Source organism: Lacrimispora sp. YZC11, assembly GCF_057543815.1.
On sequence record NZ_BAAJYQ010000019.1, the window covers coordinates 153027 to 168735 of the forward strand.

Sequence of the window (15709 nt, forward strand, 5' to 3'; positions counted from 1 at the left end):
TAACAAAAAATTCCAGGAGCGGATACCGAAAAACCAGTAATAATGTCGTGATTTTTGAACCCATTCATACTTTTTTTAGTCAAATTGTACTGTTCTACTTTAAAAACCTTCCTTCCAATGCCAAAAACTGATCCAGGATCATCCGGCTGACCCTGGCCCCAAACACGGTGGCCGGGTGAGCCGGATAATACATGGCATCAGAAAATTCCTTGTGGAACATGACGATGGCATAAGGCCCATAAGGGGTAAACACAAGTCCGCCGTCATTTCTGCAGGCATCCATGCTTCCGCTTTTAGAGGCAACGGAAATCAGGATGTCATCCGTATTATCGCTGTCCATGTAAAATGGAGGAAAGTCCTTAGTGATCATGCTGTTATAATGCTGCTTTTTTAAGATCTCCAGCATCTTTTCATCCGCCTTTGGGCTGATAAGCTTCCCTTTTGCCAGCCGGGTAAAAATGCTGGCATAATCTCTAGGCGTGCTGGTCCCAAGCCCGTCATACCGCTCAAAGTGAAGGGGGTTATAGAGTACCGTATCTCCGCAGCCAAGAGCTTTGATACACTGGTTTATCGTATCCAGCCCCAAATAGTCTATCATCATATTGGTTGCGATATTATCGCTTACAATAATCATAAAGGTCGCCGCATCCTTTACCCTGAGCATTGCTCCAGGCTCCAGGGCCCCAAGCACGCCGCTTCCATCCACCACATGCTCTTCCTTGTACTCAATGATGTCCTCAAGGCTTTTGTTTCCCTTTTCCACCTCATCAAACAGACATGCCAGTATGTAGGTTTTTATGGTGCTTGCAGTTTCAAATGCTTCATCTGCGTGAACGGCAATCACATTTCCATGGAAATCATCCAGATAGATTCCCATTTTCCCGTCATAACTCATGATCTCCGCTTCAATTCTTTTCTCTAACGTAAGTCTGGAATCCATTTTATCTAATCCTTTCTTTAACTTTAAGGGAATTCAAAGGAATTTCCTAATTTACAAAAATACTCCCCGACGCATACCAGCTTTCCGCAAGATCCGCCCGGTAGTCCTCTGCCTGGGGATTTAAGCTGTTGATCACGACTCCGCCGCTGCCGATTTTTCCCGTAGAATGAATGTAGGCCCCATTTCCCAGATACATGGCGATATGCCCCGGAAAATACATTAGATCCCCTGGAAGCATTTCATCCTTTGGAATCTCATGCACCGGAAATCCCGGTTCAATCCTGGCATCCCGAAAGGTAAGGATCCCGTTTAAAAGATAGCTTTCTGAGGTCAGCCCGGAACAATCGATGCCTGCGGTGGACCTTCCGCCCCAGCGGTACTGGATCCCCAGATACTGCTTTGCCGTCTCTACCACTGACTTACGGAATAACGCCTCATCCACAATCTCCTTTTGCGGAAGCTCCCCCGTCCACAGTCCGGACTGTGAAAATTCCTTTGCTCTTAAAAACTGGTTCCTTATATAGCCTACCCGTCCATCCAAAAGCTCCACCTTGGCCCAGCCCTCTTTTTCCGAGTCAAAGGAAAGCACCTTTATAACTGAGCCCCGGAAAAGGCTTAAAAGGCGCACCCCCTGAACCTTTGGAAGAGAAACAATGTCCACGTAGACTCCATCCGTAACCATAAGCCCGCCCTCTTCCCAGCTTTTCAGTTCCTCAAGACTCACCGTTTCCATATCCTCTTTCCTGATAAAGCCGGAATAGCCATAAAAGGTCCGCACCGGATAAAATCCCTGCTCCTCCGGCCCGGTTATCAAGAGCCCCATACCATACAGCCCTTCGTCCGAAATAGCTGACACCCATTCTCCTAAGCTGTTCTCTTTTATCTCCGACCGTCCTTCCCAAATGGTGGCAACCGGTACATTTACAATTCCATAAGATTCCATCGTCATCTCCTCCTGTCCTCCTTGTTATATTCCTTCCGGTACTTTATGGACCGTTGCAGTGCATTCCAAACAGTTTTGGAAACCGGTCACACCTGTAAGCCTGCTGATAGGTACCGTATTTTTCATTATTATATGGTCAGATATGTGGAATGTCAATGATACGGAACAAGGGGTGCCCCAAAATATAAAAAAATCCGGAAGAAACCCCAAAATGAGCATTTCTTCCGGATAACGCCTTATTTAATCTCTGTACAATTTTTTATATTCTTCCGCTTCCTTCCGGTTTGCCAGCACGAAATGCTCCGGCCTTATCTCCCTCCAGGAAGGCTTTTCCCATGAGTAATCGTGCATAGAAGGGTCATAGACCAGAAGCTTTTTCTCCTTCTCATGATTCGGGTCAGGCATGGGGATTGCAGAAAGCAGTGCCCTGGTGTAAGGATGGAGGGCATGGGTGATCAGCTCCTCCGTTTCCGCCATTTCCACAATCTCACCTTTGCGGATCACTGCGATCCGGTCCGTGATAAACCTCATGACAGATAAGTCATGCGCAATGAAAAGATAGGTGATCTGCCGTTTTTTCTTCATATCTCCAAGGAGATTTAAAACCTGGGCCCGGACGGATACATCTAAAGCAGAAATCGGTTCGTCGGCAATGATAAAATCCGGGTTCATGATAAGGGATCTGGCAATTCCGATTCTCTGCCTCTGGCCACCGGAAAACTCATGGGGGAAACGGCTTGCAAATTCCGGAAGTAGTCCAACATCAAGAAGAGCCTGGTCTACCCGTTCTTTCCGTTCCCTATCCCCTAATCCTTTTTCCATGTTCATCAGTCCCTCGCTGATGATATAATCCACCTTTGCCCTTTCATTTAAGGAAGCCTGTGGATCCTGAAAGATCATCTGTATTTCCTTAATGACCTTCCGGTCCAGCTCTAACCGTATCTTCCCGTTGATCTTATCGCCTTTATAAAGGATATCTCCTCCCGAGCTAGGTACTATCCTCATGATCGCCCGGCCAATGGTGGTTTTCCCTGATCCGGATTCCCCCACCAGCCCAAAGGTTTCGCCTTTATATATTTTAAAGTTCACCTTTTTCACCGCTTCATATTTCTTTCTGCGCTCTCCAAAGGTCACATCTAAATCCCTTACATCCAATAGCACTTCACGTTCCATTAAAACAGACCTCCGTTTCTGATTTTGCTGACCACAGGCGGCGGGTCTGCTTTAGGCGCCCCGGGATCTAACAACCAGGTTTTCGCCTTGTGGGTCGGGGATACTTGAAAATAAGGGGGCCTCTTCACAAAATCAATCTTAAGGGCCTGAGCATTACGCGGGGCAAAAGCATCCCCTTTTATCTCCGCATAAAGATTGGGAGGAGTTCCCGGAATGGAAAACAGATCCGTCCCCTTTACTCCCACCTGAGGCAGGGAAGAAAGCAATGCCCAGGTATAAGGATGCCTTGCATCATAGAAAATATCTTCGCAGGTGCCGATCTCCACAATATCCCCTGCATACATAACAGCCACCCGGTCCGCAATATTGGCCACCACACCCAGGTCATGGGTGATCAGGATCACCGAAAGTCTGTATTTATGGCGCAGCTCCTTTAAGAGATCCAGGATCTGAGCCTGTATAGTCACATCAAGGGCCGTGGTAGGCTCGTCACAAATGAGGATCTGGGGATTGCAGGCAATGGCAATGGCGATCACCACCCGCTGGCGCATGCCGCCGGAAAATTCGTGAGGATACTGGTCAAACCTTTTTTCCGGGTCCTGGATCCCCACATCTGCCAAATATTTCAGGGTCCGCTTCTTTGCCTCCGAACGTCCCACACTCTGGTGAAGCAGCACGGCCTCCATGATCTGAACCCCAATGGTCTTTAAGGGATTTAAGCTGGTCATGGGATCCTGCATGATCATTGCAATCTCATGACCCCGTATCCTCAGCCAGTCCTTTTCCCTCTTTACGGCGGTCAGCTCCACTTCCTTCCTGTCATCAGCCCCGTAATAAACAGCCTTTCCTCCATCCACGTACCCGTTTCTCTCCAAAAGCCCCATAAAGGATTTGGTGAAAACAGACTTTCCGCTTCCCGATTCCCCTACAATGGACAGAATTTCTCCCTTATATAAATCCAGGGAAATCCCACGTATGGCATGAAGGATTTTTCCCCTCAGTTCAAATTTAATATCCAGATCGTTTACCTCTAAAATCTTTTCCTGGTTCATACTGCCCCTCCTTATACGTGATTCTTTGGATCAGCGGCATCTGAAAATGCATTGCCGATGATATAAAACGATATGGTGACAAAGGAAAGAATGATCGTTGGGTAAACCAGCTGGTAGCGCAAAGCCGGGCTGGTGATTAAGGCCCGTCCTTCGTTGATTAAATTGCCTAAGCTTGGAATATTTACCGGAAGTCCCAAACCGATATAAGTAATAAATACCTCATTGCCGATGGCCGCCGGAATGGTAAGTGCCATGCGCAGCATAATGACCGACACCAGATAAGGAAGGAGATTCTTTACAATGATCCTGCTGACCGGTGTCCCCAGACAGCGGCTGGCGACATTATAATCCCTGTCCCTGATAATGAGAATCTGGTTCCTGATAAACCTGGCCATCTGAATCCATCCGGTCAGGCACATGGCAAATACCAGAGTTTTCACACTGGGCTTTAAAATATAGGAAATGAGGATCAAAATAATGGTATTTGGAATATTGTCAATGATATTGTAAATTTCTGTAAGGATGAAATCCGCCTTTCTCACATATCCCCAGATCACCCCAACGCTTATGCCGATGACCGCTTCCGCAAGGGCCACGGACAGTCCGATGATCAAAGAAGTCCTGGTTCCTGCCCAGATCCTTGCCCATAAATCCTGTCCAATGGAATTGGTCCCCAGAATAAATTCTTTTCCAGGTGGAATGTTGCGAAACTGCATCCCGTTTGCATCGTTGATGATCATGTTAGGATCATACTGCCCCGGCAGATAGGGCTGCATAAAGGTAAATGCCAGAAGAAGGATCAAAAGCACCAAAAGTACAAAAGCTCCCCGGTTCTTTAAAAAGGCGTGGAAGGTGCTGTACCAGTAGGAATAATTGCTGTACCCTGTCTTCTCCGCTTCCTCCTGGTTAAAGCCTACAAAGGAAAACAGTTCCGCTTCCTCCATATTTTCCATAAATTCCGCTTCCTTTGTATGGCGGTAAGAAAATTGCTTCATCATCTGCCACCTTCTTTCTTTCCCAGACTAATTCTTGGATCCAGCATTACCATCAGCAAATCACCCAGCAAAAGCCCCAGAACGCCTACACAGGCATAGAGCAAAACAATGCCCTGGACCATGGTATTATCATGCTTTTTGATCACCGCAACAAGAAGCCCTCCCATACCCGGGATGCTGTACAGGGATTCAATATAAATGGAGCCGATCACCGTGTTTAAAAATGCGGTGGGAATATACTGGGCCAAAGGAACAAAGGCATTACGGAAGATATGTTTGAACATGACTCCCCCCTCTGACATCCCCTTTGCCTTGGCTAACTTCACATAATCCTTATTGCTTTCATCCACCATGTACCGCCTCAGCCACATGCCGTAAAAAGCAATGTTTCCAAGGGACATGGACACAACCGGAAGAACCCAGTATTTGGGATCTTCGATCTGGAAGAGCAATCCCACTCCCATCAGCCTGGTTCCGTAAAGCTGGATATAGAGAAAATAAACGGCTGCCGGAACTGCCTGGATACAGACAATGAACAAGGTTCCGATTCTGTCGAACCACCTGTATTTATACCGCGCCATCAAGGCCCCAATGGGAAGCCCTACAAGAAGAGATACTGCCATAGACCAGACACCCAATTTCACAGAAACAGGGACCTTGTCCGCCAGAATATCAGATACGGGAACATTCGAACGATAGATCCTGGACACGCCTAAATCCCCGTGGAGAAGGTCTTTAAAGAAATGGATCACCTGGACCGGAAGAGGATCCGTAAGACCCATTTCCTTTAAGCCCACTTGGATCTGCTGAGGCGTCATCTTGTCAAAATTCTGGAAATATCCCTCAATGGGCATCAGGCGAAGCAAACAGAACACCGCGGTCAGAATGATGATCAGCGTAAGAAATGAACGTGCGATTCTTTTACCTAAATACTTTAACATCAGTTTCTCGGCTCCTTTGTGTTTTCTTTTAAAAATACTCTCGGAACAAGACGTGTCCTCCGGCACATCCTTTTCAGACGGTATTTTTCCGCCGGACCATAAGCTTTACCGCCAATGGCCCGGCGTATATACCTGCCGTTTATTTCTCGTTCGCTTCCCTGTTGGCCTTAAACTCATCCATGGAAATGTAATGGTCCTGAAGATGCTGACCCTTATATTTTAAGTTTGACACACCAAAGGGCGCATACTGGCCTTCAAATACATCCAGTTTGTCAGCTACATACCTGCTCACTGAAATACTAAGGGGCAGAACAAATGCATGGTTGATCAGGCTGGCTTCCGCTTTGGCAAATGCCTCATAACGGATATTGATATCTACCTTTATATCCTTGGCTGCCTCCACCAGAGAAAAGTACTCCACTGCCGCATCTGCGGAAGGGGTTCCTTCTTCAATGGCCTTTGCAATATTTCCATACTTATATCCAAGATCATATCCTTCCTCGCCCTTTGACTGGTAGAACGGGTCGGTCCAGGTTTCCGGGTCCGCATAATCAGCGCCCCAGTTACATTTCATCAATGCAAACTTGCCGTTTCGGCGCACTTCCGTTAAGAATCCATCCGCAGGGCCGGCCTCCACAATGATATCAATGAAATCCGTGCCAAGCAGACTTTCCATCTGCTGCTCCACTACCTGACATTCCTTATCCCAGTTGATTTCAGAAGGATTATAAGGCATAAGAACCTTTATAGGGAACGTAACACCTTCAGCAGTCAGCTCTTCCTTTGCCAGATCACGGTATTCTTTTGCTTTTGTCTCATCAAAGGTTTGATTTAAGGACTCCATATCGCCGACCGTTGTATAATCCGCCCCATCCGCATTGAATGTAAAATTGGGCGGTGTAATGGAGTTGATTACAAAATCGTCAGGAGTACCCGGTTCCAGAACAGATACCTCTTTTGTTTTATTTAAACCTGCAAACAATGCCTTGCGGAAATTTTCATTATTTACAGCTTTTTTCCAGTTATCCGGCTCATACTGAGCATCAAACTGCGGGTTAAAATTAAAGCAGTAGAAATAAGAATAGCTGGTCTTTGGCCGCTCACGGCTGATCAAATTCTTAGTATCCTCTCCTTTTAACCAATCATCCAGGATATCAGAGGAGATTTCTGCATAATCAACCTCTCCGCGTTTTACCATCTCAGGCCCAATGGTATTGTATTCTGCATTATAAATCCTCTGGATTTCATCGAGATAAACGATATTTGCATCATAATTTAAAGAGTTCTTCTTATAGACCTGTTTTTCCTGGGGAGAAAATTCTTCCAGATAGAAAGCACCGTTGTAATACATCTTATCTGCACCTGTACCAAAATCTTTTCCCAATTCCGTAAGCTGCGGACCGTAAGCCGGCATATATACTACATAGGCCAGGGAGGAAAGAAAATATGGAACCTCTTTTTCTAAAGTATAAGTAAGGGTATGGTCATCAACTACCTTTACTCCTACCTCTGAAAAATCAATAGGATCCCAGACCTTCCCGTCCTTATCTGCCCCGCCTTTATATGCCAATCCATTATAATATTTCTCCGCATTCGCTATCACTCCAAAGAGGTTCTGTACGTTTGCACTTTCATACTCAGGGGTCAGCTCATATTTCATGGCATCAACAAAATCCTGGGCCGTCACGTCTGCAACCTCGGCCCCGGTATTGTCCACCCACTTGGCCTCACGTAACTTAAAGGTCCATGTCAAAGAAGCTTCATCATAACTCCATTCCGTAGAAAGTCCGGGTTTAATCTGCCCCTTATTATCATATTCAATTAAGGTGTCAACGCAGTTTGCCGCAGGTCTTTGGTCTTCCGTTGATGCGGAAACAAGATAATTTAAAGTTGTAACCTCTGAACCATATAACCTGGTATACACAGCCGCCTTTCCGCTCTCTGCCGCCCCACTTTCATTCCCTGCCGCCTGGGAACCATCTCCTGTGTTCTTTTTCCCGCCACAGCCGCTTAGTGCCGTGGAAGCAGCAAGAACTGCACATAACATCGCAGCCATTAATCTTCTTTTCTTCATAAATTCTCCTCCATTTTCCTAATATTTCTAACCCAAACGGGATTAGTATCTTTTCATTACATCAGTCACAGAATGCCGCCACTTTGCTGATTCCCATTCCAGGATCCTCATTCATAACAATCTTAGGTCCGTCAAAAACAGGTCCTCCTATGTACGGATCTTCCCTGCAGAGAGACGGTCCATCTAAATCCGCCCGGGTAATGATCCCTTTTCCGGCCGCCAGATGAGCTGCCGCGCTCACGGCAATCTTACTTTCCAGCATACAGCCGATCATGCACTCCATCCCAAAGCTTTCCGCAATGGCACAGATCTTTAAGGCCTCATGGATACCCCCGGTCTTCATAAGCTTGATATTAATAAGATCCGCCGCCCGTTCCCTGATAATCCTTATGGCATCCTCCGGTGAAAATACGCTCTCGTCCGCCAGGATGGGCGTATATACCTGGCTGGTCACAAACTTCATCCCCTCAAAGTCATGGGCATTTACCGGCTGTTCTACCAGATCCATGCCAATTCCCATATCTTCCAGCGTCCTTATGATCCTGACTGCATCCTTGGCAGACCAGCCCTGATTTGCATCAATACGCAGCTTGATATCCGGCCCCACTGCATGACGAATCGCCTGAATCCGCTCCACATCCTTACTGCTCTCTTTTCCCACTTTGATTTTCAGGATACGAAAGCCCTGGGAAACCGCCTTTAGGCTGTCTGCCACCATCTCTTCAACACCATTGACGCTGATGGTCAGATCTGTTTCGATCTCCGCTCGTCCGCCTCCCAGAATCTTATATAAGGGTTTCCTGCAGGACTTTGCAAAAAGGTCATAAACAGCCATGTCCACCGCGGCCTTAGCAGAACTATTCTTTAAGATGCAGCCATGAAGCTTTTTCATGATTCCATCCAGGTTCTCAATCTCCATGCCAATTATGGCCGGGGCAATGAATTCCTCAATGGCGGAAAGAATGGAGCCATGGGTATCCCCTGTGATCACGGCAGTAGGAGGTGCCTCACCGAACCCAGTCTGACCGTCATACGTTGTGATCCTCACCACAATATCATTCACGCTGTCAACCGTTCTTAAAGCCGTTTTAAACGGTGTTACAAGAGGAATATTGACCTTTGCTGTTTCTATCTTTACAATCTTCATTCATTTTCCCTCAATTTCCTAAATCTCTTTATTGACCTGCTTGAATAAATCCAGGGAAATCTCAGCCATGATCCTTTCAAAGGCAGGAGTATCCGTTTCATTTCCACAAAAGCAGATCAAAAACGGCTCCATTCCATAAACAATCCCCACGTCATGAGTGATCCCCGTATCTTCCCCGGTCTTGTGGGCGATCTCCGGACTATCCGAAAGAGCTTGCAGATAAAATGGAATCTTACTGCATAGCTGCTGATTTTTTAGAATTGAAATCATTGTTTCACTGGACTGTCGGTCTATCAGAATTCCGTCATACATCATTTTCAGAAGCCTGCCTGTTTCATAGGCAGTTATGTAGTTCTGGATTCCCTGAGCTGATCTTTCCATATCATACATTTTTCTCTGGAGAAGCGTCTGCCTGAACCCAAGCCCCCGGATCGATTCGTTGATCTCATCCATTCCAAGAATATCAATCAAAACATTGGTAGCCGTATTATCACTGAAAATGATCATTAAGGTGATCAGATCCATACCTGTTACCAGAATTCCATCATGAAGATAAGTAAGAGCACCGCAGGAAGGAACACAGTCCTCCCGTTTCACGGCAAACAGCTCATCCATCTGGAAGGTCCCCTTTTTTTCCTTTTCAAATGCAGCTGCCATAACAAACAGCTTGATAACGCTGGCTGCCATCATGGGTTTTTGTTCGTGATGAGCGAACCCGTCTCCTGTTTTCAAATTTTCATAGAAAAAACCGATTTTTCCAGGAAGCTGTTCCAGCTTCTTTATTATTTCATCTTTCATACCTATGGATAAACTCCCTGCCGGCCAAATCTGACAGCCTGATATAAAAAAAGAGGCACTGCACCTATTGTCTACAGCTACCTCATCGCACCTGATTCTATCTTCCCCAAAGCCCTAAGTTTAGTATAATAAATTCTGAAAAAAAATCAAGCTATAATTTGTATAAATACGGACTTCCTGTTAAATCCCTAAAACAGATATGAAAAAAGAACAGTTTTCAAAATTTAAAAAAACTGTTCTTTTCATGCGCCGGACAAGATTTGAACTCGCGGCCTTCTGGTCCGTAGCCAGACGCTCTATCCAGCTGAGCTACCGGCGCATTTTATGATACATGGTTAATATACACCTATTTGCTAAATTTGTAAAGTGATGAATTGCCTTTTAATACGAAAAAAGCACCCTTTACAGGATGCCTTTTTTATAACCCTTGTCAAACAAAGGTTTTCTGTACGTGCGTGAGAAGATTCGAACTCCCGACACCTTGGTCTGTAGGTAGCAGATATTCTTTAAATTCCGACAAATAATTCTGAAAGAATTCAGCATCCTCCCCACTAACTTCTCCAAGCCATGTAAACATCATTAAAATTTCAAGAGACTTCTTTTTCCTAGCAGCAGCTTAATTTACATTATACTTGATATATGTATCATTAAGCCATGGGGTAATCTTCTTAGAAATTTGAGGAAAACCAAAGTACTCATAATATCTTTTTGTAACTACAGCGTGATATTCTTTTATAAACTGGTATAACCTCTCTGTTTCGTCTTTTAAATAAGGACGTTTCTTTATCAACTCAGCATAGAAATTATAGGATTAATTTATAATTAAAAATTTCGAACATTCCAATTTTCTTAGTACCTATAAAAATACACTTTACAGATTGATTCTACAACATTTCTTGTGGAATATCGGAGTTATCAGGATATCCTGCGGTATACTATATAGATTCAAGCTAATTTTTAATATTTTGGAGAATAAATGGATTATGGTGTTTTAATGAAATATGGCGGACCCGGAATACCGGATACCCGCCTATATCATTGACTTTCTATCTCAACTGCTTAAACCAGTTATTGCGCAAGATTATTGAGATAGATTATTATCTACACTATGATGTTATGAACATGTAAGATTAGCATATAATAGTATTAATAAGGTCATTTGAGGGAATCCATGATCATACACGTTGTTCAACCCGGTGAAACCATCAACTCAATATCAGAATATTACAAAATCCCAGTTGACAGATTAATATTGGAAAACGGAATTACAAACCCTGGCAATTTAGCAATCGGTCAAACCATTGTGATTGTACAACCGGAAACAATCTACGTCGTCCAGGCCGGCGATACTTTGGAGAGTATTGCGGAGCAGCATGGTACTACGACAATGGAATTATTAAGAAATAATCCCTATCTTTCCGATAGGGAATTTATGTACGTCGGTGAAACCATAGTTATAAGCTATCAAACTAATAAAACAAGAACAATTGCCACTAGTGGCTATATCTTTCCTTATATAGATAAATCTGTTTTAATAAAAACACTTCCTTTTTTATCTTATCTGACCATATTTAATTATAGGGCTACAAGTGAAGGAGAAATTGTCTCCAGTGATGACGACACTGAACTAATCCAGCTGGCTAAAACTTATGGTACTGCACCCATGATGTTTGTTACCACTATGACGGGAGAGGGAATAATTAACCGTGAAGTGTCCTTTGTAATTTTAAGTAATCCTTCTGTGCAGGAGCGCCTGATTGATAATGCTCTTCAAATACTGAAAATGAAAGGTTTTTATGGTATAAACATATATACTGAATCCATTAACTATGATAACCTGAATATCTTTGCAGATTTTTTGGAAAGGGCCGCTGCAAGATTTCATTCAGAAGGTTTCAGGGTAGTAATTACCATAACGCCTGCTACAAATATTAATACCCCTAACATTAGTTTTGAAAAAATAGACTATTCAAAATTAGCTGAATATGTAGATGGAATCATATTTTCTTCTTATGATTGGTCAAGGTCTTACAGTTATCCAAACGCAATTTTTCCGGTTAATGTCTTAAGAGAGTTGTTAAATTACATGGTTAGTATTATTCCACCTGAAAAAATTTTTCTAGGAGTTACTGCTCTAGGTTATGATTGGACCCTTCCCTATGTTCCCGGTGCCACAGAAGCTACTATAATATCTTATAACAGTGCAGTACAAATTGCAGCGGAAAATGGTATACCAATACAATTTAATGAAGCAGCACAGTCACCCTATTTCTACTATATGGATAGTGATGGGATTCTGCATGTAGTATGGACTAAAGATGCAAGAAGCTTTGACGCAAGAGCTGATCTGGTAGAAGAATATGGTCTCCAAGGCTTATCTTTTTGGACTGTTATGAAATTCGATGCACAAATGTGGTTTGTTATTAATACTAAATATTACATCCAGAAGTTTTAAATGTCCATCACATTCAACCTTTTTAGAGAATTTGAAATCTAAACAAGATTTGTATGTCCTATATGTGGATATAATAATGCCAATGCTAGAAGGATTAAAAAATCTATGCTAATGGTAGATTGCAAAGTATTATTTATAGGCGGGCCCGGGGAACCGGTTACCCGCCATTTAATATTAGCAACACTTACCTATACATTTTATCTCTTAAGCTAATCCCCCTCACAGCCCCGGCACTATCCCTGCTAAAAAAGGCCTTGGATCAGGGCTTGTGTCAAAATGAATTATATTGAATATTATTATATTGTAAGTAAATATTTTAGGGGGCACAATATTATTATGAATATACAGGGAAAAGTTTTAGAAGAATTAAAAGAAGAAGTGTTAGAATCTATAGAAGGAAAATCAGATGATGAAAAAAGGGAAATACTGAGAAAAAAATTTGATATTGATTGGGACATTCCTAGGTGTGGTGATCATAGACCATGTAAACTATGGTATGCTCAAGTTTTCACTTATTGCAGCACAATGGAATTAGAAAGAGAATTAAATTTTTTCTTGTTCTTAATCAACCTTTTTGGTCACATTTTTGGTTTTTGTTTCAACCAAGAGGATACAGTTTTTTTAGGCTGTACATGCCCTTGTGGTAATAAACAAATAATTCTTTATTATACAATTGTATTTAGGGATTAATAATCTTACTGTCTATTGATGGTGTTTGAGGTTTCCCCGGTTCATTTGCCGGGGGAATTCTTTTGTTTTATGGAGTAAAAGTTGAATTGTAATCAAGTTCATTTACCGCAGGCAGATTGCAAAGAGCTTTTTAAAGCGGGCCCGGAATACCGAAGCCCGCTCATATCAAAGACTAACTATCATACTCTTCGTAATCTTCATACTCATCATACTTTTCACGTTCGTCACATTCATTTTCTTTCCGTCTGCATTTTCTGCAGCCGTCTTTAAAACCTCTCCAGTAAGCTTCTTTTAATGCTTTTTCGAACCATTCGCATTCATGTTTCTTTTCGCATTCACGTTTCTTTTCGCATTCGCATTCACGTTTCTTTTCGCATTCACATTCGCGTTTCTTTTCGCATTCACATTCGCGTTTGGGTTCGCACTTTTCAAAACATTCGCATCTACATTTAAAAGTATCTCTACTCATATACTTTGACTCCTTTCATGCCGTACTTACTATATTATATGGGACAAGTAGACAAGGTGTGAATATTGAGAATGGGCAGAAAATGGACCCCAGACCGGATCATTGGTTAAATTAGGAGTGATATATTACAATAAACGCTTTGAACAATATATTGTATGCAGCAATTTAAAATACAGGATACTGCAGCGCACCGTCCAGATCCGGCGTGAGCATCACCGGATCCGTGGCCATCTTGCCTTCATGGTCCACAGGTAATACCACTTGCCGTCAGACGCCTGCTGGCCCTTTACCATGGCCCCTGGACAAACCTGTGACCGCGTAGAGCCACCATAAGCCACCCAGGGTAAAACTGTCAAGCGCTTCACATTAGAGCAAACAGAAGCCTTTTTAAGCACATTTAAACAATGGTGTAACAATACAGAAGAAAGCTCATGACCGAATAGTTGATACAGGAAAAGAATATCACATCGATGCCTATTCAGAGCATAAGGATATACAAACACAATTTAAAGTATTCTTCAACCTGGCACTCTTCTGCGGCCTGCGCCGGGGCGAATTAGTCGCTCTGGAATGGAGTGATTTTGACTTTGATCAGAATACAGTATCTATTAGCAAAAGCACAAGCATAATAGACGGACAACTGTTTACCAAACCTCCTAAAACAGAATCTTCCAACCGGCTAATATCTGTACCGGCTTCTATCATGGCCCAGGTGAAACTATATCGAGAAGAACAGCTGGAATACCGTATGAACATTGGCAGTGCTTGGGAAGACGGCAATCACTTATTTACTCAATGGAATGGCCGACAAATGTATCCAAGCACTCCATATGGCATGTTTAAGAAAATTATTCGGTGGCATAATGAATCAGTTACCAAGGAAGAATATAAACTTCCGGAAATACCCTTGCACGGCTTAAGGCACACTTCAGCTACGTTACTTATTTCCCAGAACGTAGATATCCGGACCGTATCTGGAAGGCTGGGTCATGCACAGACAAGCACTACTACCGACATATACAGCCACTTCTTACAAAAGGCCGATGAAGCAGCATCTAATACCTTGGAAAATCTATTCCATATAAAAGTAAAATAAAAACGTTAGTCAAATGTTAGTCAAGTACGAAAAAGGCACCCTTTACAGGATGCCTTAAATTTTGAGAACCCTTGTAAAACAAAGGTTTTCTGTACGTGCGTGAGAAGATTCGAACTCCCGACACCTTGGTCCGTAGCCAAGTGCTCTATCCAGCTGAGCTACACACACATATTCACTTTTTTACCTTTTCAGGCAAATGCCGGCGACCGGAATCGAACCGGTACGGGAGGTAAGTCCCGCAGGATTTTAAGTCCTGTGCGTCTGCCTGTTCCGCCACGCCGGCATTCTCATGATTTCTCATGGAAATGGGACCTATAGGGCTCGAACCTATGACCCTCTGCTTGTAAGGCAGATGCTCTCCCAGCTGAGCTAAGATCCCATACACGATGCAGTAAATATTATACAACTTACTTGCTGGTTTGTAAAGCCTGTACTTTTTGTACAGAACGACCCGGATGGGATTCGAACCCACGACCTCCGCCGTGACAGGGCGGCGCTCTAACCAGCTGAGCCACCAGGCCAGATTATCTAATATTTAGTTCAGTGTCAGTGGACCTTCGGGGACTCGAACCCAGGACCGACCGGTTATGAGCCGGTTGCTCTAACCAACTGAGCTAAAGGTCCTAAACATTATAATCTTCAGATATATTAAACTTTCTTAAAGCCGATGATCGGACTCGAACCGATAACCTGCTGATTACAAATCAGCTGCTCTGCCAATTGAGCCACATCGGCATTAAATGACCCCAACGAGATTCGAACTCGTGTTACCGCCGTGAAAGGGCGATGTCTTAACCGCTTGACCATGGGGCCAAAGCTCCCCGAGTAGGACTTGAACCTACGACCCAACGGTTAACAGCCGTTTGCTCTACCAACTGAGCTATCGAGGATTACTGAGGCATATACCCTCAAAACCACACATTGTTATATATCTAT

13 protein-coding genes and 9 tRNA genes are annotated in these 15709 nt (G+C 43.6%); 3 read left to right on the top strand and 19 right to left on the bottom strand.

Features of this window, described 5'->3' with window-relative positions; translation table 11 throughout:
* Positions 1–94 precede the first annotated feature (94 nt).
* From AC27IJ_RS21460 to AC27IJ_RS21505, 10 genes are all read right to left on the bottom strand, one after another.
* Positions 95–940, bottom strand: a complete 846-nt coding sequence (locus tag AC27IJ_RS21460) for a serine hydrolase (protein ID WP_487150736.1) — start codon at positions 938–940, stop codon at positions 95–97.
* A gap of 46 nt (positions 941–986) precedes the next feature.
* Entirely contained in the window at positions 987–1889 is a 903-nt protein-coding gene (locus AC27IJ_RS21465) for a C40 family peptidase (protein ID WP_487150738.1), read from the bottom strand.
* Positions 1890–2123: 234 nt separating this feature from the next.
* Positions 2124–3056, bottom strand: a complete 933-nt coding sequence (locus AC27IJ_RS21470) for an ATP-binding cassette domain-containing protein (RefSeq protein WP_312446322.1) — start codon at positions 3054–3056, stop codon at positions 2124–2126.
* The gene (locus tag AC27IJ_RS21475; protein ID WP_487150740.1) at positions 3056–4108 is read right to left on the bottom strand and encodes an ABC transporter ATP-binding protein; all 1053 of its coding nucleotides are present in this window, start codon (positions 4106–4108) and stop codon (positions 3056–3058) included. Before AC27IJ_RS21475 ends, AC27IJ_RS21470 begins: the two co-directional genes overlap by 1 nt.
* Before the next feature lie 11 nt (positions 4109–4119).
* Positions 4120–5106 (bottom strand): ABC transporter permease, encoded by a 987-nt coding sequence (locus AC27IJ_RS21480; RefSeq protein ID WP_487150742.1) that lies wholly within the window; start codon positions 5104–5106, stop codon positions 4120–4122.
* On the bottom strand, positions 5103–6044 hold the full coding sequence (locus tag AC27IJ_RS21485; protein WP_312504257.1) for an ABC transporter permease: 942 nt from the start codon (positions 6042–6044) through the stop codon (positions 5103–5105). The genes AC27IJ_RS21480 and AC27IJ_RS21485 overlap by 4 nt, the downstream gene beginning before the upstream one ends.
* 139 nt (positions 6045–6183) lie before the next feature.
* Positions 6184–8118 (bottom strand): peptide ABC transporter substrate-binding protein, encoded by a 1935-nt coding sequence (locus tag AC27IJ_RS21490; RefSeq protein ID WP_312446330.1) that lies wholly within the window; start codon positions 8116–8118, stop codon positions 6184–6186.
* Between the two features lie 61 nt (positions 8119–8179).
* Positions 8180–9265 (bottom strand): dipeptide epimerase, encoded by a 1086-nt coding sequence (locus AC27IJ_RS21495; protein ID WP_487150745.1) that lies wholly within the window; start codon positions 9263–9265, stop codon positions 8180–8182.
* A gap of 18 nt (positions 9266–9283) precedes the next feature.
* The gene (locus tag AC27IJ_RS21500) at positions 9284–10063 is read right to left on the bottom strand and encodes a serine hydrolase (protein WP_487150747.1); all 780 of its coding nucleotides are present in this window, start codon (positions 10061–10063) and stop codon (positions 9284–9286) included.
* 245 nt (positions 10064–10308) lie between these two features.
* Positions 10309–10382, bottom strand: a tRNA-Arg gene (locus AC27IJ_RS21505).
* 852 nt (positions 10383–11234) lie between these two features.
* Between AC27IJ_RS21505 and AC27IJ_RS21510 the strand changes: the two genes are divergently transcribed.
* Positions 11235–12518: a LysM peptidoglycan-binding domain-containing protein gene (locus tag AC27IJ_RS21510; protein ID WP_312446334.1), complete on the top strand. Its 1284-nt coding sequence runs from the start codon at positions 11235–11237 to the stop codon at positions 12516–12518.
* A gap of 336 nt (positions 12519–12854) precedes the next feature.
* On the top strand, positions 12855–13208 hold the full coding sequence (locus AC27IJ_RS21515; RefSeq protein WP_312446336.1) for a hypothetical protein: 354 nt from the start codon (positions 12855–12857) through the stop codon (positions 13206–13208).
* 172 nt (positions 13209–13380) lie between these two features.
* Here AC27IJ_RS21515 and AC27IJ_RS21520 read toward each other — a convergent pair whose 3' ends face one another.
* The gene (locus AC27IJ_RS21520; RefSeq protein ID WP_312446337.1) at positions 13381–13677 is read right to left on the bottom strand and encodes a hypothetical protein; all 297 of its coding nucleotides are present in this window, start codon (positions 13675–13677) and stop codon (positions 13381–13383) included.
* A gap of 493 nt (positions 13678–14170) precedes the next feature.
* On the opposite strand from AC27IJ_RS21520, the gene AC27IJ_RS21525 reads away from it, so the two are divergent.
* Positions 14171–14773, top strand: coding sequence for a site-specific integrase (locus AC27IJ_RS21525; RefSeq protein ID WP_487150751.1), 603 nt, complete (start codon positions 14171–14173; stop codon positions 14771–14773).
* A gap of 94 nt (positions 14774–14867) precedes the next feature.
* Here the strand turns inward: AC27IJ_RS21525 and AC27IJ_RS21530 are convergent.
* The 8 genes from AC27IJ_RS21530 to AC27IJ_RS21565 form a co-directional block, all read right to left on the bottom strand.
* Positions 14868–14941 (bottom strand) — tRNA-Arg (locus tag AC27IJ_RS21530).
* 29 nt (positions 14942–14970) lie between these two features.
* Positions 14971–15056: transfer RNA gene (locus AC27IJ_RS21535), tRNA-Leu, on the bottom strand.
* Between the two features lie 23 nt (positions 15057–15079).
* Positions 15080–15152, bottom strand: a tRNA-Val gene (locus AC27IJ_RS21540).
* 68 nt (positions 15153–15220) lie between these two features.
* Positions 15221–15294: transfer RNA gene (locus AC27IJ_RS21545), tRNA-Asp, on the bottom strand.
* Between the two features lie 29 nt (positions 15295–15323).
* Positions 15324–15397, bottom strand: a tRNA-Ile gene (locus AC27IJ_RS21550).
* A 38-nt stretch (positions 15398–15435) separates the two neighbouring features.
* Positions 15436–15508, bottom strand: a tRNA-Thr gene (locus AC27IJ_RS21555).
* A gap of 6 nt (positions 15509–15514) precedes the next feature.
* Positions 15515–15586, bottom strand: a tRNA-Glu gene (locus tag AC27IJ_RS21560).
* Between the two features lie 4 nt (positions 15587–15590).
* Positions 15591–15663, bottom strand: a tRNA-Asn gene (locus AC27IJ_RS21565).
* Between the last annotated feature and the right edge of the window lie 46 nt (positions 15664–15709).

Coding starts and splice junctions, on each gene's coding strand:
- AC27IJ_RS21460 (WP_487150736.1), bottom strand. CDS start 940: ATGGATTCCAGACTTACGTTAGAGAAAAGAATTGAAGCGGAGATCATG.
- AC27IJ_RS21465 (WP_487150738.1), bottom strand. CDS start 1,889: ATGACGATGGAATCTTATGGAATTGTAAATGTACCGGTTGCCACCATT.
- AC27IJ_RS21470 (WP_312446322.1), bottom strand. CDS start 3,056: ATGGAACGTGAAGTGCTATTGGATGTAAGGGATTTAGATGTGACCTTT.
- AC27IJ_RS21475 (WP_487150740.1), bottom strand. CDS start 4,108: ATGAACCAGGAAAAGATTTTAGAGGTAAACGATCTGGATATTAAATTT.
- AC27IJ_RS21480 (WP_487150742.1), bottom strand. CDS start 5,106: ATGATGAAGCAATTTTCTTACCGCCATACAAAGGAAGCGGAATTTATG.
- AC27IJ_RS21485 (WP_312504257.1), bottom strand. CDS start 6,044: ATGTTAAAGTATTTAGGTAAAAGAATCGCACGTTCATTTCTTACGCTG.
- AC27IJ_RS21490 (WP_312446330.1), bottom strand. CDS start 8,118: ATGAAGAAAAGAAGATTAATGGCTGCGATGTTATGTGCAGTTCTTGCT.
- AC27IJ_RS21495 (WP_487150745.1), bottom strand. CDS start 9,265: ATGAAGATTGTAAAGATAGAAACAGCAAAGGTCAATATTCCTCTTGTA.
- AC27IJ_RS21500 (WP_487150747.1), bottom strand. CDS start 10,063: ATGAAAGATGAAATAATAAAGAAGCTGGAACAGCTTCCTGGAAAAATC.
- AC27IJ_RS21510 (WP_312446334.1), top strand. CDS start 11,235: ATGATCATACACGTTGTTCAACCCGGTGAAACCATCAACTCAATATCA.
- AC27IJ_RS21515 (WP_312446336.1), top strand. CDS start 12,855: ATGAATATACAGGGAAAAGTTTTAGAAGAATTAAAAGAAGAAGTGTTA.
- AC27IJ_RS21520 (WP_312446337.1), bottom strand. CDS start 13,677: ATGAGTAGAGATACTTTTAAATGTAGATGCGAATGTTTTGAAAAGTGC.